17 protein-coding genes and 1 riboswitch are annotated in these 18,938 nt (G+C 62.2%); of the genes, 7 read left to right on the top strand and 10 right to left on the bottom strand.

All coding sequences use genetic code 11. The features are described 5' to 3' along the window. Positions 1-106 precede the first annotated feature (106 nt). Positions 107-2,407: a phosphoenolpyruvate--protein phosphotransferase gene (gene ptsP, locus CLH61_RS15630; RefSeq protein ID WP_099615704.1), complete on the bottom strand. Its 2,301-nt coding sequence runs from the start codon at positions 2,405-2,407 to the stop codon at positions 107-109. Between the two features lie 14 nt (positions 2,408-2,421). Continuing rightward, positions 2,422-2,952, bottom strand: coding sequence for an RNA pyrophosphohydrolase (locus CLH61_RS15635; protein ID WP_099615705.1), 531 nt, complete (start codon positions 2,950-2,952; stop codon positions 2,422-2,424). Between the two features lie 171 nt (positions 2,953-3,123). On the opposite strand from CLH61_RS15635, the gene CLH61_RS15640 reads away from it, so the two are divergent. Together CLH61_RS15640 and CLH61_RS15645 are read left to right on the top strand one after the other, a co-directional pair. Then, complete coding sequence (locus CLH61_RS15640; protein WP_099615706.1) at positions 3,124-3,780, top strand: histidinol-phosphatase; 657 nt, start codon at positions 3,124-3,126, stop codon at positions 3,778-3,780. A 10-nt stretch (positions 3,781-3,790) separates the two neighbouring features. Continuing rightward, the gene (locus CLH61_RS15645; protein ID WP_099615707.1) at positions 3,791-4,618 is read left to right on the top strand and encodes an imelysin family protein; all 828 of its coding nucleotides are present in this window, start codon (positions 3,791-3,793) and stop codon (positions 4,616-4,618) included. Here CLH61_RS15645 and CLH61_RS15650 read toward each other — a convergent pair. The 7 genes from CLH61_RS15650 to thiC all read right to left on the bottom strand — a co-directional run bounded on the left by CLH61_RS15650 (position 4,598) and on the right by thiC (position 10,889). Then, on the bottom strand, positions 4,598-5,797 hold the full coding sequence (locus tag CLH61_RS15650; RefSeq protein WP_099615708.1) for a class I SAM-dependent rRNA methyltransferase: 1,200 nt from the start codon (positions 5,795-5,797) through the stop codon (positions 4,598-4,600). The two genes, CLH61_RS15645 and CLH61_RS15650, sit on opposite strands and share 21 nt — an antisense overlap. An 8-nt stretch (positions 5,798-5,805) precedes the next feature. Further along, complete coding sequence (gene gcvH, locus CLH61_RS15655; RefSeq protein WP_099615709.1) at positions 5,806-6,198, bottom strand: glycine cleavage system protein GcvH; 393 nt, start codon at positions 6,196-6,198, stop codon at positions 5,806-5,808. 63 nt (positions 6,199-6,261) lie between these two features. Further along, positions 6,262-6,852 carry a YqiA/YcfP family alpha/beta fold hydrolase gene (locus tag CLH61_RS15660; protein ID WP_170003766.1) on the bottom strand — a complete coding sequence of 197 codons (591 nt, stop codon included), beginning with the start codon at positions 6,850-6,852 and terminating at the stop codon, positions 6,262-6,264. A gap of 2 nt (positions 6,853-6,854) precedes the next feature. After that, complete coding sequence (cpdA, locus tag CLH61_RS15665) at positions 6,855-7,661, bottom strand: 3',5'-cyclic-AMP phosphodiesterase (protein WP_099615710.1); 807 nt, start codon at positions 7,659-7,661, stop codon at positions 6,855-6,857. Positions 7,662-7,771: 110 nt separating this feature from the next. Beyond that, entirely contained in the window at positions 7,772-8,257 is a 486-nt protein-coding gene (locus CLH61_RS15670; RefSeq protein ID WP_099615711.1) for a DUF1249 domain-containing protein, read from the bottom strand. Next, positions 8,254-8,877 carry an NUDIX domain-containing protein gene (locus tag CLH61_RS15675; protein ID WP_099615712.1) on the bottom strand — a complete coding sequence of 208 codons (624 nt, stop codon included), beginning with the start codon at positions 8,875-8,877 and terminating at the stop codon, positions 8,254-8,256. The genes CLH61_RS15670 and CLH61_RS15675 overlap by 4 nt, the downstream gene beginning before the upstream one ends. Positions 8,878-9,011: 134 nt before the next feature. Continuing rightward, positions 9,012-10,889, bottom strand: coding sequence for a phosphomethylpyrimidine synthase ThiC (thiC, locus tag CLH61_RS15680; RefSeq protein WP_099615713.1), 1,878 nt, complete (start codon positions 10,887-10,889; stop codon positions 9,012-9,014). A gap of 103 nt (positions 10,890-10,992) precedes the next feature. Then, positions 10,993-11,119: riboswitch (TPP riboswitch) on the bottom strand. Positions 11,120-11,286: 167 nt separating this feature from the next. On the opposite strand from thiC, the gene CLH61_RS15685 reads away from it, so the two are divergent. Continuing rightward, positions 11,287-12,660: a TolC family outer membrane protein gene (locus CLH61_RS15685; protein ID WP_099615714.1), complete on the top strand. Its 1,374-nt coding sequence runs from the start codon at positions 11,287-11,289 to the stop codon at positions 12,658-12,660. 53 nt (positions 12,661-12,713) lie between these two features. Here the strand turns inward: CLH61_RS15685 and waaA are convergent, their stop codons facing one another. Further along, positions 12,714-13,979, bottom strand: a complete 1,266-nt coding sequence (waaA, locus tag CLH61_RS15690; protein ID WP_099615715.1) for a lipid IV(A) 3-deoxy-D-manno-octulosonic acid transferase — start codon at positions 13,977-13,979, stop codon at positions 12,714-12,716. Between the two features lie 196 nt (positions 13,980-14,175). Between waaA and lpxL the strand changes: the two genes are divergently transcribed. From lpxL to CLH61_RS15710, 4 genes are read left to right on the top strand one after another with little or no spacing between them, the layout of a single operon-like run. Next, on the top strand, positions 14,176-15,123 hold the full coding sequence (lpxL, locus tag CLH61_RS15695) for an LpxL/LpxP family Kdo(2)-lipid IV(A) lauroyl/palmitoleoyl acyltransferase (protein ID WP_099615716.1): 948 nt from the start codon (positions 14,176-14,178) through the stop codon (positions 15,121-15,123). Further along, the gene (locus tag CLH61_RS15700) at positions 15,123-16,088 is read left to right on the top strand and encodes a mitochondrial fission ELM1 family protein (RefSeq protein ID WP_099615717.1); all 966 of its coding nucleotides are present in this window, start codon (positions 15,123-15,125) and stop codon (positions 16,086-16,088) included. The genes lpxL and CLH61_RS15700 overlap by 1 nt, the downstream gene beginning before the upstream one ends. Then, positions 16,085-17,188 (top strand): glycosyltransferase family 4 protein, encoded by a 1,104-nt coding sequence (locus tag CLH61_RS15705; protein WP_099615718.1) that lies wholly within the window; start codon positions 16,085-16,087, stop codon positions 17,186-17,188. Before CLH61_RS15700 ends, CLH61_RS15705 begins: the two co-directional genes overlap by 4 nt. A gap of 3 nt (positions 17,189-17,191) precedes the next feature. Next, positions 17,192-18,913, top strand: a complete 1,722-nt coding sequence (locus CLH61_RS15710; RefSeq protein ID WP_099615719.1) for a YrbL family protein — start codon at positions 17,192-17,194, stop codon at positions 18,911-18,913. Positions 18,914-18,938: the final 25 nt, after the last annotated feature.

Below are 18,938 nucleotides of genomic sequence, written 5' to 3' on the forward strand. Positions count from 1 at the left end.
CCCGCTGTCGCCATCAATGTGTTGAACCTGCATCGACGTTATCAGCAACTTTTAGAGTTTTCACCCTATAATCTGCACAAAATACGCAAAAATACAACAATTTACATTAAACGGCCTGTTCGGCAATTGCGGCAGCCGAGCGCCCAGGACGCAGGTAGCGACCAAAACCGGCATTGCGCAGGGACAGGTCCACGCAACTCTTGATCACGTGGGGGGAATCCAGCAGCAAGACATCCTCCAACAACTGGATCGCCCAGCTGCGGCTGATGCTGCGGATCACCGACTTGACCTTGGGCAGGCTGGCCGCATTCATCGACAACGCGTCATAACCCATGGCCATCAGCAGCGCCGCTCCGCCCGGGTCGCCGGCCAGTTCACCGCAGATGCTGACCGGCTTGCCGACGGCATGGGCATCATGGGCAATCCGCACCAGCGCCTGCAGCACGGCGGGGTGGTAGGAATGGTAGAGCTGGGCGACCCGCGGGTTGTTACGATCCACCGCCAGCAGGTACTGGGTCAGGTCATTGGAGCCGACCGACAGGAAATCGACCCGGTCCGCCAGTTCCCGCACCTGGTAAACCGCCGCGGGCACTTCCACCATCACCCCTACCTTGGGCATGTGGATCTCATAGCCCTCTTCACGAACCTCGTGATAGACCCGATAGATCAGGTGGAGCGACTCCTCAACCTCGGATATGTTGCTGATCATCGGCAGCATGATCTGCAGGTTGTTCAACCCTTCACTGGCCTTGAGCATGGCCCGCACCTGCACCAGGAAGATCTCGGGGTGGTCAAGGGTCACCCGGATGCCCCGCCAGCCCAGGAAGGGGTTTTCCTCCTGGATCGGAAAATAGGTCAGCGCCTTGTCACCGCCGATGTCGAGTGTCCGCATGGTGACCGGGTTCGGCGCAAAGGCTTCAAGCTGTTCGCGGTAGTATTCCCGCTGCTCCTGCTCGGAGGGGAAACGGTCCTTGATCATGAACGGCACTTCCGTGCGGTACAGGCCGATCCCCTCGGCCCCATGACTCAGGGAACGCACCACATCCGTCATCAGCCCGGTATTGACCAGCAATGACACCCGGTGGCCGTCGGTGGTCTCGCAGGGTTTGTCCCGCAGCGCCTCCAGCCCCTTGACCAGCTCGTCTTCCTCGTCACAGATTTCCTGGTAGACCGCCCGCAGATCGGCCGACGGCGAGGCAAAGATCTGGCCGTCAAAACCATCAACCACCAACTCTTTGCCATCAAGTTGGTTGACCGGAATGTCCACCAGGCCCATGACCGTCGGCACACCCATGGCACGGGCCAGGATGGCAACGTGGGAGTTACTGGAGCCGCGCACCGACACCAGCCCCACCAACTGCCCTTTGGGCACCTCCCCCAGCATGGCGGGTGTCAGTTCTTCGCTGACCAGGACGGTACGCTCCGGGTAGTTCACATCTTTCTGCTCGCCTTCCTGAAGGTGCGCCAGCAGGCGGCGGCCCAGATCGCGGATATCGACCGCGCGCTCCCGCAGATAGTGGTCGTCCATCATTTCGAAATGGCGGATATACTGCTGAACCACTTGCTTGAGGGCGCCAGGCGCCCACAGGCCCTCGCGGATTCGGTTGACCACCTCGCCCGGAAGCGCGTTGTCACCCAGCATCCGCAGGTACACTTCGAACAACGCCTGCTCTTCCGGCCGTAACTGGGCGGCCAGCCGGCTGGCCACCCGCTCTATATCCTCGCGGACGGCGGTCACCGCCTTACCGAACTGGGCAAGCTCATAATCAATGTCGTCGGTCTGCTTCTCGGGCACAACATCCAGATCCGCCGAAGGATACACCACCACACCCTGACCGATCGCGACACCCGGCGCCCCGGGCACCCCGCTGAAGCAGACATCCTTCGCCTCCTCCCCGGTCAGCGACAGGCCACTGATCGCCCCGGTTGCCTCGCTGTGGGCGATCACTCCGGCCAGCTGGGCCGACACGGTGACCAGGAAGGCTTCCTCGCCTTCATCAAAGCAGCGCGAGCTTTCCCGCTGTTGCACCACAAGAACGCCCAGCACCCTCCGGTGGTGGATGATGGGCACCCCGAGAAAGGAGCGAAAACGCTCTTCACCGGTCTCGGGGAAATAACGGTAACGGGGGTGCGACGGGGCATCTTCCAGATTGATGGGCTCCTCCCGGGACCCCACAAGACCAATCAGGCCCTCGGAATACGCCAGGCTGACCTGGCCCACCGCCTCGCGATAGAGGCCTTCGGTCGCCATCAGGATGTAGCGGTTACTGGCGGGGTCAAGCAGGTATACCGAACAGACTTCCGTACCCATGGCGTTCTGCACCCGCGAAACGATGATATCCAGCGCCTCCTGCAGATCCCGGGCGCCGTTTACCTCTTGTACAAGACTTCGCAGTATGCTCAGCATGGCGGGTCAATCCGTCATTTCTGGTGATCCTTGATGCGCCTGGACGACTCCCCCCTCGCCACCTGCTCCATATTGTGGAACAACCGCGGGGCAAGTTCGCGCAGCGCACGTCTGTATACCTCTCGCTTGAAGGAGACGACCTGTCCCAGCGGGTACCAGTAACTCACCCACTGCCAGCCATCAAACTCCGGCGAATCTGTACCGTCCACGCGTACCTGCGCATCCGGTGAAAGCATCCTCAACAGGAACCATTTCTGTTTCTGCCCCACACACACGGGGTGCGAGTTATGACGCACCATGCGGCGGGGAAGGCGGTATCTGAGCCACCCCCGGGTACAGCTGATGATCTCCACATCCGCCGCCCCGAGACCGATTTCCTCGCCCAGCTCCCTGTACAGTGCCTCTTCCGGTGATTCGTTCTGTTTGATACCACCCTGGGGAAACTGCCAGGAATCCTGGCCTATACGCCTTGCCCACAGAACCTCGCCCCTGTGGTTGGACAGAATGATTCCGACGTTGGGTCTGAAGCCGTCCGAGTCAATCACGGCACAGTCCTCTTAAAGTCGGTGAACCGGACGAACTTTATCCGGTCGAATTTTTCCAAGTTGCTCTCATTCTTACAGAAACCCCAGGGTTCGGCAAACGCAGCCTGAGCATGAGTGTCATGGTAGACTGTGACGCTTTGATTTACTGAGCCTGCTGCGGAGGACGCACCGTTGACACTTGCCATATTTGACCTCGACAACACCCTGCTTGCCGGGGACAGTGACCACGCCTGGGGCCAGTTTCTGGTAGAAGAGGACATTGTAGATGCCGAGCTTTACCGCCAGGCCAACGATCGTTTCTACCAGGATTACCTGAACGGTGAGCTGGATATCATGCGATACCTGGGGTTTGCGCTCGAACCGCTGGCCCGCCACGACCTGGACCAGTTGCTGGCATTGCGGGAACGTTTCATCGAGCACAAGATCCGGCCGATGCTGCAACCCAAAGCTTTTGAACTGCTCGACCGGCACCGCAGTCAGGGGCACACCCTGATGATCATCACCGCAACCAACCGGTTCGTGACCGAGCCGGTGGCCGGCCTGCTGGGCATTGGGCACCTGATTGCCACCGATCCCGAGATGGTCAATGGCCAGTACACCGGCCGGGTGGCAGGCACACCGAGCTTCCGGGACGGCAAGGTTTCCCGGCTACAGGAGTGGCTGCAGAGCTCTGGCGAATCCCTCGACGGCGCATGGTTTTACAGCGACTCCCACAATGATGCGCCACTCCTGCGCCAGGTCACCCACCCGGTAGCGGTCGACCCGGACCCGACCCTCGCGGCACTGGCCGCGGCAGAGGGCTGGGATATCATCTCGCTACGGGACTGAGGAACTCCGGATGACCAAGCCTGCTACCGGGCGCCGGGGCCACTTGCGGATGCACCGGCTTCCGGCCCTGCTCATCGCAGTGGCCTCCGCAATCCTGGCCGCCTGCAACGACGCTGGCCCGGCCCCAGAAGCCCCGACTACAGCACCGACCACAACCCCGGCCCCCGCCCTGCCTACGGTAACGGTCAGCGAAGCACTTGCCGGAGCGGTCAACGAACGTGCCACGGCGACCTGCGAGGCGACCGCACGGCTCCATGAAAACGTGACTCGCTTTCTCGACGCGCCGTCGGCCAGCACCCTCACCGCCGCCCGCCAGAACTGGCAGGACGCCCACCAGCGCTATCGGGAACTGGTTTCGCTCTACCTGCTTGCCGGTATCGGACTGCCACAGATCGGTGATGACCGGGATCCGATCGACGCCTGGCCGATATTGCCCGGCTACCTGGATGAAGTGGCCGGCTATCCCCGCAGCGGTATGGTTTTCTCGGAAGTCCCACTGACGCCGGAATTCCTCCGTGAAGAGCACCAGTCCACCGACTTTCTCTACCTGACCCGCGGATTCCATCCGCTGGCGGTGATGCTTGACGGTGACGGCGATGGCGCCCCGCGGCACGAGGCCTTTGCACAAGCTGACGATGACGAGCAAGGCATCAATGCCCCGCAGCGGCGGGCCGACCTGACAAGGCTGATGTCAAACCAGCTGACGAAGGATATCCGGGTGCTGTGCAGCCAGACCGAGCAACAGCAACTGGCCGAAGCCCTGGCGAGAGTCGTAGAAACGCTGCCGGAACCCGTTCCGGCAGCTCATGAGCCGGCGTCAGAAGAACCCGGTCAGTGAACGGACAAAGCAGGACTTGATGTAGTCCGTCTCCGGAATACCCGGCACCACCGGGTGGTCCGGAGCCTGGTGGCCCTGCTCCAGCAGCTGCACGAAGCGGTCGATCTTGCGGCCGCTGCTGCGAATGATGTCGATCAGCCGCTCCTGGGACAGGTGCATGGAACAGGATGCCGACACCAGCAGGCCGTCACGCTCCAGCAGCCGAAGGCCAAGCTGGTTGAGTCGCGCGTAGGCCTGTTCGCCGGCCTTCTGGTCGCGCCGGCGGGGAATCAGTGCCGGCGGGTCCAGTACCACGATGTCGAATTTTTCCTTTTCGTCGCACAGTGCCTTGAGCGCATCAAAGGCATCGCCCTCAATGGTGTCGACATTCTGCAGTCCATTGAGGCGCGCATTGTGGTGCACCGAGTCAACGGCCTGGGCCGAACTGTCGATACAGGTCACCTGGCTGGCCCCGGCACACGCCGCCTGGATACCCCAGCCACCGACATAACTGAACACGTCCAGCACCTTTTTACCGGGCGCGTAGGCCTGCAGGCGCTGACGGTTCATCCGGTGGTCATAGAACCAGCCGGTTTTCTGGCCACCTGCCAGCGGCACCTCGAAGCGGACACCGTTTTCCACCACCCGGAGAAGCTCGGTCTGCGGACCATGGACCTGCTCGACATAACTGGGCAGCCCCTCCACCTGACGCATCTTGCCGTCGTTCTTGAGGATAATCGCGGCGGGATGAACCAGCCGCTGCACCGCCCGCACGATGGCATCCCGCAGCGACTCCATACCCGCGGTGGAAATCTGCACCACCACGGTGTCGCCAAACCGGTCGATGACCAGCCCCGACAGGCCGTCACTGTCGCCGAACACCCAGCGGTAGAAGGGTTGCGGAAACAGCCGGTCGCGGATCGCCAGGGCGGCTTCCATACGCTGGGTCAGGCGCTGGGGGGTCATACCGTGGGAGGCATCCCGACTGATCAGACGCCCGCAGATCAGCGCATGGGGATTGACAAAAATCGTACCCAGCGGCTTGTCCGAGGCTGCCCGCAGCTCGGCCTGGGCCCCCGGCTCAAAGCCGGTCAGCGGTGACCGGTGGGTATCCACCTCGTTGCTGTACACCCAGAGATGGCCGGCTTTCAGCCTGCGTTCCGCACCCTTGCGCAAATATATTACCGGGAAATTCGTCAAAGGGATCGTCACTCCTCGGCTGCCACGTGCTCGCCATAGGCAGCTGCATCCATCAGCCCGTCCAGCTCACCGGCATCCGCCAGACGTACCCGGAACATCCAGCCGTCGCCGTAGGGATCTTCGTTGACGATTTCGGGCTCGTCTTCCAGACGCTCGTTAACCGCGATGACTTCGCCGGTCACCGGGCTGAAAACATCGGAGGCCGATTTGACCGACTCGGCCACACCGGCCTCCTCGCCACCATTGACTGTGACACCCACATCCGGCACCCCGATGTAGACCACATCGCCGAGCTGCTCCTGGGCGAAGTCGGTGATTCCCACGGTGGCAGTACCGTCGTCCGACACCCGCACCCACTGATGGGTCTCGATGTATTTGAGATCGACTGGGATTTCGCTCATTGTCTTGTTCCTTGGCGTTAATTTCGGGCAGTTTAACCGAAGTGTGCCTGCTGAAAACAGCTCTCAGAGGCCGGAATGCGGGATGCCGAAGAAGCTCAGGATAGCCGGCACCACCCGTTCGAAATGCTGAAAGCGATGATCCCCGCCCGGCTGGATCCATGCCGGCGAGTCGGGATACCGGACCAGGGCCTCGCGGTAATCCAGGGTCTCATCCCCGGTCTGCAGCAACAGGAACAGTCGCTCGGGGTGAGCGACCTGCCCTGCATCCATGCTCTCCAGCACCGCCATGTGAGACTCCGTCAGCAGGTAGTCTTCGCCGGTGTAGGGGTTATGCTGCGGCCCGAGGTAGTCTGCGAGCAACCGGTAGGGGTAGACCGCCGGGTTGATCAGGGCAGCCCGGATTCCGGACGCCTGGCTCAGCGCAGCGGCATAAAAGCCACCCAGAGAGCTGCCGATAATGCCGGCCGGGCGGCCTGCGATGCCTTCAAGCGCAAGACGCGCCCGCTCCAGGGCAAGCGCGGGATCAAAGCCCAGTTCCGGCACCACCAGCTCGACCTCCGGATTGAGCCGCGGCAGCATGGTCCGCAGCTCCGAGACCTTTTGGGATTTCGGGGAACTGTTGAAGCCGTGCAGGTAAAGCAGCGCCGGTCGCACGTCTAGTAACCCGTGCTGTTGTGATCGAGCCGGAACGTAAAGCTGTCCGCCCGGCGAATGCCGGTGTCAAACGTCCCCCCGGGATACAACTCAAACCAGCGATAACCTGGTGGAAGTGCTTCCACCGCAAAGCCGTCGGAATCCGGGGCGAACTGGATGCACGTCGAGGGCGAGGCCAACAACCGGACCCCGTTGCGCACCCGGTCCAGCTCCTGATGAACGTGCCCCCACAGCACCACACGAACCTGGGGAAAACGGTCGATGATATGCCAGAAAGCGTCTCGATTCCGTAAACCGATTTCCGCCATCCAGCGTGCACTGACATCCACCGGATGGTGATGGAGCACTACCATGGCAGGCAATCCCGGGTTTCTGGCCAGCGTGTCCGCCAGGAAATCGAGCTCAGCGTCCGCCAGCTCGCCATGGACCTTGCCGGGTACCGACGAATCCAGCATCAGGAATTGCCAGCCGCCGAGAACGACGTGCCGGCAGGCAACATCGGAGCCGACAACCACACCGGCCATGACTGTGCGGTCATCATGGTTGCCCGGGATCCACAGCGAACGGCACGGCAGGCACGCCAGTTTGTCCCGGAACACCTGGTAGGCGGCTGCCGAGCCGTCCTGGGCGAGATCCCCGGTGGCCAGCACCAGGTCGGGCTCCGGATGACAGCGCAGCACCTCACCGATCACGGCATCCAGGCTTTCACGGGTATTTACGCCCAGCAGGGCACCGGCTGGGTCAGCCATCAGGTGCGGATCGGTGATCTGGAGCACCCTCAGGGCTCGTCGGTTATCTGTCTGGCTCATCGCGGTTTGTTGGTCAACCCGTGGGCACGCCCGTGACGGCGGTACCTGAAAAAACTGAAACTATAGATATTCTCGCAAGCGTGTCCGGTGTATCCGTCACATTCCTGAGCCTAGCCCATTTCGCTGCCGGTTGACCACTGCGACAGCTCGATAGGCAAATGGCCAAAATGCAGGCAGAAATCCAGCCAGTCGGCGAGGAAGCCGTTGACCTGAACCTTTTCGTCAGGATGATGCATAAACCGGTTGGGGTAGTCATTGACGGGAGCAATTTGCCGGTCCCGATAACAGCTGACGACCTCTGCCATTCCGGCATCGTGGTACACCCGCACTGTAAGCTGCGGATTGTTCAGCCACTTGCCGGCATTGTGAATCTGCTCCAGCAGCAGGGTTTCGGTGAACCGGGCCGTCTGCAGCACCTGGATACGCACCCGGCCCAGATACAGATTTTCCCGGTGCAATTCAAACTCGCTCACCGGCTCGCCCCCGGCCTCCAGTTGACGAAGCCGGCGTAGCCGCAGGTAATTGCCTTCACACAACGCGCCCAGACGGCGCAGGTCCGGCACGTAGCGCTTCGGCTTCATGGCCCATTCGGTCATGGCTGCCCCCGCCCGGCGCGCAATCGCGACCGGTTAAGCTGCAGCCACTGCAAGGCAATAATGGCCGCCGCGTTGTTGATGCGACCGTCGCTGATCATGGCAATGGCCTCATCCGCAGCGACCACATGGGCCCGGATGTCCTCGTGCTCATGCTCCATGCCGAAAATTCCCCCGGCAGACTCGGTGCTGACCTCTCCCCAGAACAGGTGGATCATTTCCGTCGAACCACCCGGAGAGACCAGGTAATCACAGATTTTTTCCAGACAGGAGAAGCTCAGCCCTGCTTCTTCCTGTCCTTCGCGCTGGGCGACGTCCTCCGGCGACTCACCCTCTTCGTTCATCCCGGCAACCAGCTCCAGCAGCCAGGGCGACTGGGTGCGACCCAGCGCACCGAGGCGGAACTGTTCCAGCAACACGACCTCGTCCCTGACCGGATCATACGGCAGTACACAGGTGGCGTCGCCGCGGATGAAAAGCTCGCGGGTGAACACTGGCATCTGACGGCCATCAAAACGCGGGTGGGTCAGCCAGAGTTTATCCATGCGGAAAAAGCCATGAAATACGGTTTCGCGCTTCTCGACGTTGACATCACTGGCGGTGAACTGGAACGGTCTGGTCATCGGTTATCCCGGTTATCTGCTGGCCTTGAACGATAGCGTCTGGTCTTGCTGTTGTGCAAGTGTCTCGCTGGTGGCGCAGGGCTGTAGCCCGGCTCCTGCACCACAGCTATCAGGCCAACCAGACAGGTCGGCACTCACACCTTGTCGTAAAGCTTACCCCCGGATGCCACAAACTCCCGGGACTTCTCCTGCATGCCCGCATCAATCGCCGAGACTTCATCAATGCCATGCTCTGCCGCGTAGTCCCGGACTTCCTGGGAGATCTTCATGGAACAGAACTTCGGCCCACACATGGAGCAGAAGTGGGCCACCTTGGCAGACTCCTTCGGCAATGTCTCGTCGTGATAGGCCCGCGCGGTGTCCGGATCCAGCCCCAGGTTGAACTGGTCTTCCCAACGGAACTCGAAACGGGCCTTGGACAGCGCGTTGTCGCGGATCTGGGCACCCGGATGACCTTTGGCCAGATCGGCAGCATGCGCGGCAATCTTGTAGGTGATGATGCCGGTTTTGACATCGTCCTTGTTGGGCAGGCCCAGGTGTTCCTTCGGCGTGACATAGCACAGCATGGCACAACCGTACCAGCCGATCATGGCGGCGCCGATACCCGAGGTGATGTGGTCGTAACCGGGAGCAATATCGGTGATCAGCGGACCCAGGGTGTAGAACGGCGCTTCATCGCAGCACTCCAGCTGCTTGTCCATATTCTCCTTGATCAGGTGCATGGGCACATGACCCGGACCTTCGATCATCACCTGCACATCGTGCTTCCAGGCAATTTTGGTGAGCTCACCCAGGGTTTCCAGCTCACCGAACTGGGCGGCGTCGTTGGCATCGGCAATGGAGCCAGGCCGCAGGCCGTCACCGAGACTAAAGGAGACGTCGTACGCTTTCATGATTTCGCAGATGTCTTCGAAGTGCTCGTACAGGAAGCTCTCCGTGTGATGCGCCAGGCACCACTTGGCCATGATGGAGCCACCGCGGGAAACGATGCCGGTGGTGCGTTTGGCGGTCAGCGGCACGTGATGCAGCCGGACACCGGCATGAATAGTAAAGTAGTCCACCCCCTGCTCCGCCTGCTCGATCAGGGTGTCGCGGAAGATTTCCCAGGTCAGGTCTTCGGCGACGCCGCCCACCTTCTCCAGCGCCTGGTAGATCGGCACGGTACCGATCGGGACCGGGGAGTTGCGGATGATCCATTCCCGGGTTTCATGGATGTTCTTGCCGGTAGACAGGTCCATGATGGTATCGGCACCCCAGCGGATACCCCAGGTCAGCTTCTCCACCTCTTCTTCGATGGACGACGTAACCGCAGAGTTACCGATGTTGCCATTGATTTTCACCAGGAAGTTACGGCCGATGATCATCGGCTCGACTTCCGGGTGATTGATGTTGGCAGGAATGATGGCACGGCCGCGGGCCACTTCGTCGCGAACGAATTCCGGGGTGATCTCCGCCGGCAGGCTGGCACCGAACGACTGGCCGGGATGCTGCTGGTCCAACAGACCTTTGTTGCGGGCCTCCTGCAGCTTCAGGTTCTCGCGGATGGCGATGTATTCCATTTCCGGGGTGATGATGCCCTGGCGGGCGTAGTGCATCTGGCTGACGTTCCTGCCCGGCTTCGCCCGCAGGGGTTTACGCTCGTCCATGAACCTGAGCGGATCAAGTTGCGGGTCTTTCATGCGGCGGCGGGTGAATTCCGAGGTGTAATCCGCCAGCGGCTCCACATCGCCACGCTCGGCAATCCAGCCTGCGCGAACCGGTGCCAGCCCTTTGCGCAGATCAATGGTGGCCTCGGGATCCGAGTATGGGCCGGAGGTGTCGTACACCAGCACCGGAGGATTCTGTTCTCCGCCCATTGCCGTGGGGGTATCACCCACGGTAATTTCCCGCATGGGCACCTTCATGTCTGGTCGGCTACCCTTGACGTAGATTTTTCGCGATCCGGGTAGTGGCTGGATGGCCGCGCGGTCAACCTGTGCGGCATCACTGAGGTATTGCGGTACTTTGGTCATGTTGCGCCCCTGCTTGTTGTTGGCTCGACGGGTCGCGTATGACGGAGTCCGGCTGTTGTCCGGATTCTGGCTGCGCTCTGGCCCGCAAATGGCTGCCGGAACGCTGCTGACTGGCCTTGGATCCCTACGCCGGTATTATCCGGATCAGGTGGCGGGTTCTGCCGAAGCAATCTCAGCCAGCACCTCCAAAGCTCGAAAGCAGGAGAGTGCCAGCACCCCGTCAAGACGCGATAACTTGATGAACTTGTCACTAAATGAGTGCGATTTGCAAGTGTAGAGATGAACGGGATTATTGTCCATAATGGCGTGCGAAAGACACCTGACGGCTGACCGTTACGCGAAGTAATTGTCTGCGCCGGTTCCCGCATCCACGCCCGATGTTAATTCAGGAGAACACATGAAGAAGACACTGCTTTCAGGACTGATCGGCCTGTTTGCCGCCCAGCCCGTATTTGCCATGGATCTGGTCGAGACCTACGAGAAAGCACTCTCCTATGACTCCGGCATTGCAGCGGCGAAAGCCAGTTACGAAGCCCAGGTTGCCGGCAGCGACGTAAGCCGCAGCGCCCTGCTGCCCCAGGTCGGTGCCTTCGGGGAAGCCAACCATACTGACGTGGACGGCCCGAACCAGGACAACTCCTACCGCACCCTGAGCTACGGCGTACAACTGACCCAACCCCTGTTCCGAGCCGATAGCTGGTTCCGCTACGACGCCAGCAAGTTCCAGACCGAGGCGGCACAAGCCCGTTACAACCTGGCTCAGCAGCAGCTGATTCTCGATGTGGCAACCGCATACTTCAACGTACTGCGCGCCGCCGACACCCTGACAACAGCCCGTGCCACCGAAGCGGCGATCCAGCGCCAGTACGAGCAAGCCCAGGAGCGCTTTGATGTTGGCCTGATTGCCATCACCGAGGTGTATGAAGCCCGCGCCAGCTACGATGACAGCAAGAGCCAGCGCATTGCCGCCGAAAGCCAGCTCGACATTGCCCGCGAGCAACTGGCCCGCCTCACCGGCGAATACACCGAGGAGCTGGCTAACCTGCGGCGCAACTTCCCGCTGGGACGACCACAACCGATGGACCCCTCGGCCTGGGAAACCACCGCCCTGGAACAGAACTGGACCATCCAGTCTGCCATCTATGAGCTCAACACCAGTGAAGCCAATCTGAAAACCGCCAAGGCGGGCCACCTGCCGACCCTGGACCTGGGGGCTTCCTATGGCAAATCCGACGTCACCGGCATCGAGGGCCAGAACTCCCTGCAACAGGACGGCACCACCACCCAGGGCGTCATCGGCCTGACGCTTAATGTACCGCTGTACAGTGGTGGCGGGACCCAGGCGGGCGTCCGCCAGCAACGTTCGCTGGTTACCGTGGCCGAACAGACCCTGGAAACCACCCGCCGGGATGTCCGGGTGACCACCCGCAGCCTGTTCCGCACCGTCAATACCAACATTGAATCGGCCTCGGCCCTGGAACAGACCATCATTTCCCGCCGCAGTGCCCTGGATGCGACCCGCGCGGGTTACGAAGTGGGTACCCGGAATATTGTTGAAGTGCTGGATGCCGAGCGTGCCTACTATGTCGCGCTGCGTGACTATGCCAATGCCCGCTACGACTATGTAATCAACACCCTGCAACTGAAACAGGCCGCCGGTACGCTGAGCCCCCAGGACCTGATTGACCTGAACAACTGGCTGAGTGAAACGGCGCCCGGCATCGAGGCCCTGGCGGAAGAAAACCGAACCATGGCTGATCCTGCCCGGTAACTGCCGGGCTGGCCCCCGGGCCACCACGTGGTGGCCCGGGGGCCAGCCATCGGTCAAACCCTGGCGCTAATTCCATCGATAACGCGCTCCAGGGCGCCCCGGTTGGCATTGACCACCGCAAGGGCGTTGTTTCCCAGCGTCCCGGCAGCTGAGCGGTCGCGGAACAGGTCCGTCACTACCCTGGCCAGCTCCGTGCAGCTGGCCACCAGGGTCACCCCCCCGCCCTCGCCCAGCTGGCGATAGATCGTTTCAAAGTTGAAGATGTGCGGCCCGGACACCACGGGCATGCCCCAGGCGGCCGGCTCCAGCGGATTATGGCCGCCACGCTCGATCAGCGAGCCACCGACAAACGCCACGTCAGCCGCGCCATACAGCATCAGCAATTCGCCCATTGTGTCACCCAGGTAAACCTGGCTCTTACCGATCCGTTCCGACTGCTGTTGCCGCGAGCGCCGCGCCAGCGTAAAACCCTGCTCTGCGACCATCCCGGCCACCTGTTCAAAGCGTTCTGGATGCCGGGGTACCAGCACCAGCAGGCTGTCCGGAAACTGTTCCAGTACCGCCGCGTGCGCGTTGAGTATCTGCAGGTCTTCACCGATATGGGTACTGGCGGCAATCCACACCGGACGCGCAGCGCCCAGATCGCCACGAACGTTTCGCGCCGCCTGTCTGAGCTCATCCGAAATGTCGACATCGAACTTGATGCTGCCGGTGACCGTCACGGTATCTTCACGGGCGCCGATCCGCAGAAAGCGGCCGGCGTCTTCCTCCGCCTGGGCGGCAATCCAGCTGATCGACGCCAGCAACGGACGCGCCAGCGAGCGGACCCGCTGGTAACCCCGCGCCGAGCGCTCGGAAAGCCGGGCGTTAATAAGAAAAATGGGGACGCCGCTGTGGTGGCTGATCGAAACCATGTTCGGCCACAACTCGGTTTCCATAATCACCAGCACACGGGGCCGGAGACGGCGAACGAACCGGCGCACCGAACCCGGCGTGTCGTAGGGGGAGTAGGCATAGCGAACCTGATCACCAAAGATCGCCCGGGCCCGGGCGGACCCGGTGGCGGTCATCGCGGTCATGACAATGGGGATGCCTGGGTGACGCCGCAACAATCCCCTCACCAGGGGCGCGGCGGCAATGGTTTCGCCCACAGATACGGCGTGGACCCAGATGACCGGCTCCGGCGAGCGCGCCACAAACCCCAGCCGCTCCTGCCAGCGGTCCCAGGCCTCGGGCTTGCTGCGGCCACTCCACCACAGGCGCAGCAGGACAAAGGGCAATGCAATCCTGAAGCAAAGAGAATATAGAAAATGCAGCATGCGGCCTCCGGCTGGTCCGTCCGGCGCCATTCTACATAAATGCCCCCGCTTTGGCCCGAAACCGCCATGACTTTGATTGCCCCGGACAAATGCCGGTCGATTCATACTTTAGTCTGCGACAGCGAGCCTGTTAAACTTCCCGCCACAGTTTACCCATACTATTGATCCCAACCGGAAAGGGACGGCGGCAGTCAGCGTGAGCAAACACAAGTCGAGAACCCGAGAAACCCGTTACACCCGCTTCCTGCATCCCCGCTGGTGGCCCAGCTGGCTTGGCATCGGATTCATGTGGCTGATGGCGCAACTACCCATCCGCGTGCAGTGGTGGCTGGGTAAGCTGATCGGTGAACTGGCCTACCGGCTGGTCGCGCGCCGAAGGCACATTACCGAGGTCAATATCCGGCTCTGTTTTCCGGAATTGTCCGCTGCCGAGCAGCAGGCCCTGGTGCGTAAAGCCTTTCATTCCAACGGTATCGGTATCATGGAACTGGGGCTCGCCTGGTTCCGCAATCCCCGGCAGTTTGCCTCGATCACCCAGGTGCACGGACTGGAACACGTTGATGCTGCACTGGCCCGGGGCAAGGGTATCCTCCTGCTGGGCGGTCACTACAGCACGCTCGACCTGGGGGGCTCGCTGGTCACCGAACACATTGACGCGGATGTAATGCAGCGGGACCACAACAACCCGCTGATCAACGCCGTGATGACCCGGGCCCGCGAGCGCCGCTACGGCATGGCCCTTGGCAGCCGTGATTTGCGGGGCCTGCTAAGGCAACTCAAGCAGAACCGCATCGTGTGGTACGCAACCGACCAGGATTATGGCCGCAAGGGCATTGTGTTTGCTCCGTTCTTCAACATTCCTACCGGCAGCATTACTGCCACGTCAAGGATTGCCGAGCGCAGCGGCTGTGCGGTGGTCCCGTTCAGTCATTTCCGCCGCGAAGACAAGCCGGGGTATGACATCTACTTCCAGGCGCCACTGGAAAATTTCCCTTCTGGTGACGACCTGGCAGACGCCACCCTCGTCAACCAGACCATCGAGCGGGAAATCCGCCGCCATCCGGATCAGTACCTGTGGATGCACCGGCGCTTCAAAACCCGTCCCGGCCCCGCTGATCCCGACTTCTACCGGAAGCAGGACTGATGGTGCCGGCGGCAACCGGGTCAGCCCGTGCACCGGTACTCTGGCTGCTGACGGATAACAAACCAGGGCACCGCAACCAGTTGCGCGGACTGGGCGCCCGCCTGAAGGCGCTCGCCGGTGCCAGTGTCTACTGGCTGGATGCCACCGAATACCGGATACCCCTCTGGCGCGCCCTGCTCGGCCTCGCACCAAGGCTGGAACCGAACCTGCCGGTGCCCGACCTGATCATTGCCGCCGGCTCCGGCACCCATCGCCTGCTGCTGTCCCTGCGCCGGATCGGCAACGCCCGCACCGTAGTCCTGATGAAGCCCGGTTTCCCGCTGAACTGGATTGACGCTGCCATCGTTCCCGAGCACGACGGCATTACGGATAACACAGCAGGCAACACCAGGTTGCTGCTTACCGAAGGCATGATCAACACCCTCACTCCGCTCGCCCGCCTGACTACAAAGCAGGAAGCGCTGGCACTGATCGGCGGCCCTTCGTCGCACTATGAGTGGGACGACGACGTGGTTTTCGATCAGCTGCTGCACCTGATGCGCAGCTACCCGGACTGGCACTGGACCCTCAGCGGGTCACGGCGAACACCGGACACCCTGCGGCAACGGCTGCGCGACCTGGCGGGTGCAAGGGTCACCGTGGCAGAGCCGGAACAGACCCATGAAGACTGGCTTGCCCATCGACTGGCGGCTTCCCGTGCGGTATGGGTAACCCCCGACAGCGCCTCGATGGTGTACGAGGCGGTTACTTCCGGCATTCCGACCGGACTGTTTGAACTGAGCGCGAATACGGGTAGCCGGGTTGCCAGGGGGAATGCTCTGCTGCACCAGCGCGGCCGGGTCGCCCGCTGGAGCGATCACACGTCGGTGATGTCCGCAGCCACCGTGCCATCCCGCTCGCTGTGGGAAGCCGACCGCGCTGCGCGCTGGCTGCTGCAACGGTTACCGGGGCGTACCGCGCCATGAGGATTCTCCAGGTGCTGCCCGCGTTGTTCAGCGGCGGTGTCGAGCGGGGCACCGTGGAATTTGCCGCCGAACTGGTCAAACGAGGCCACGACTCGTTTGTGCTGTCCCGCGGCGGCCCTATGGTGGAGCAACTGGAACGCCAGGGCAGTGTTCACGTTGCCTTGCCGGTGCATCGCAAGTCACTGACCTCGCTTACCCAGATCCGCCCGGTGCGTCGACTGATCCGCCAGCTGCGCCCGGATATCATCCACGTGCGCTCCCGCATGCCGGCCTGGATTGTCTGGCTTGCCCTGCGCGGGCTTCCGGAAGCGGAGCGCCCGGTGGTGGTATCGACGTTCCACGGCATGTACTCAGTCAACCGCTACAGTGCCATCATGGCCAGGGCCAACCAGGTCATCGCCGTCTCCGAATGTGTGCGGGATTACGTGCTGAAGAATTACCAGGTTCCGCGGGAACAGCTGACGGTCATCCAGCGGGGCGTCGACGTCGATCACTTCCGCCAGCGCAAACCGGCCCCGGCCTGGAGCCGGTCCCTGCTGCAGCAATATCCGGAACTGGCCGGCAAGACCCTGATCATGATGCCGGGCCGCATCTCCCGCTGGAAAGGCCATCTGGCGTTTCTCGAAGTCATGGCGAATATCACCCGATCCCGACCGGACTGTCATGGCATCATCGTTGGCAATGTCGAGCCCGGCAAAACCCATTTCCTCAGGGAACTGATCCGCCGTCGCAACAAACTCGGCCTGCAGAAACATGTAACCTTCCTCGGCCAGCGCAATGACATCGCGGACCTGTACCGGTTGTCCGGCGTGGTCTGCCACCTGTCCAACAAGCCGGAGCCGTTTGGCCGTACCGTCACCGAGGCGCTGGCCTCCGGCACGCCGGTAGCTGCCTTTAACCGGGGCGGCGCCGCGGAAACCCTGCGCGCCTGCTTCCCTGCCGGGCTGGTGCCGCCGGATGACATCGAGGCATTCACCGCCACCGTACTAAAGCTGCTGGCCGTTCCGGCTCACCACATTGAAATTCCCCCGCACTTCCGCCTCGAGGCCCAGACGGAAGCCACCCTCGCGGTTTACCGTAAAGTCCTGCGACAGGATTAAGCGATGGGCGGCAACGGTATTCGGGTCGTGCTCCTGGTCGCCACTCCCGGTACCACCTGGGGCGGGATGGAGAAACACACCGCCGAGCTGGCTACCGGTCTGGCCCGGCGCGGTCACGACGTTCACGTTCTCGGGCACCCGGCTTACCGCAACCACTTCGGCCCCGACATCCACTATCATCCATTGCCGGTGCAACGAAGCCGCCATCACCCGCTGCTGCGCCGGCAATTGCAGCGCCTGCTGCGCTCACTGCGCCCCGATATCTGCCATGCCCAGGGCAACAAGGCTATCCGCCTGTTACGGCGACCAGCTCCAGGCACCGGGCTGGTCGGTACCGTGCACGGTATCAAACGCCGCCACCCGGGCCTGACACGACTGGATCGGGTGATTGCCATAAGCAAGCCCGTGCTGGACAGCCTCTCCCACCCCCATAAAACCCTGATCCATAACGGTTGCATGGTCGCCGAGCCGTCGGGTGCCGCCCACGCCAATCCGCAGGCGCGGGGAATCCACGCCATCGCCGTTGGCAGGCTGGAGCCGGTCAAGGGCTTTGACCGGCTGATCACGGCCTGGTCGCACCTGCCTGCAGACCGGCGGCTGACCATTCTCGGCGAAGGTAGCGAGAGGCCCCGTCTCGAAGCTCTGATCAGCCGCCTCGAACTCGGCGACCGGGTGCGGCTGGCCGGACTGCAGCATAATGTCGCAGACTGGCTCCAGGGCGCCGATGTCTGCGTGATCAGCTCGCTGCGGGAAGGTTTTTCCTATGTGCTGATCGAGGCACTGCAGGCCGGCTGCCCGGTATTGGCTACACCGATTGCCGGTGCGCGGGAACTGCTGCCACCCGAGGCCATTGCCAGTGCGGTAGACGGCGAGGGGTTACGGAATTTGCTGAGCCGGCAACTTGGAGCCCTCGAGGCACTGCGGCAGCTCGAACAACCCGCGATGATCCGGGCACGGACCGAATTCACCATCGACCGGATGGTGGAGCGTACTGAGCAGGTTTACCGCCAGAGCCTCGCTGAGCGCCGGGCCGGCGTCCAGCCAGGAAAGGCCGCGATGATTGATCTGACAGCTCTGACACCCTTCGCATCCGGCGCCAACCGCCATTGCTTTGTCCACCCGGACGATCCGGCACGATGCCTGAAAGTCATCCGTCCCGAGAACATTGAAGCGCGCTTCCGCCGCCAGCCGGCGTTCAAGCGGTTGCTGGGTCGGCAGCGCCTCAACGATAACCTTCAGGAACAGCGGGCCTACCGTCAAACCGCCATTCAACAACTGATAGCCGCAGGCAAGGAAGAAATCCCGTGGCAGCATCTGCCCCGGTTCTTTGGCAGCCGGGCAACCAGTGCAGGTGCCGCCAATGAGAGCGAACTGATTCGCACCGCCGCCGGGGACATTGCCCCGACCCTGGAGCGCTATCTGGCCCGCAATGGCTTCGATCCCGACTGCCGCGCCGCCGTTGAGCGCTTCTGCCAATGGCTCGGCTCAACCGGTATCCTCACCCGTAACCTGTTACCCCATAACCTGGTCCTCAGTGACCGTACCGGCCGCCCGGAACTTCACCTGGTTGACGGGCTTGGCGCCCCTGCCATTCCGGACTGGCTGGCGGCGGTGCCAGGCTATCGGCAGCGCTACATTGACCGCAAGATCCGTCGTTTTCGCAAGCGCATTGACTGGGAACTCAGCGGCCGCCACGGTGACTGGCAGGACGCATCCAGGCTTTGACCTGTGGCCATCCCGACTTGCCGGA

The organism is Marinobacter profundi (assembly GCF_002744715.1).
Classification (GTDB): domain Bacteria; phylum Pseudomonadota; class Gammaproteobacteria; order Pseudomonadales; family Oleiphilaceae; genus Marinobacter; species Marinobacter profundi.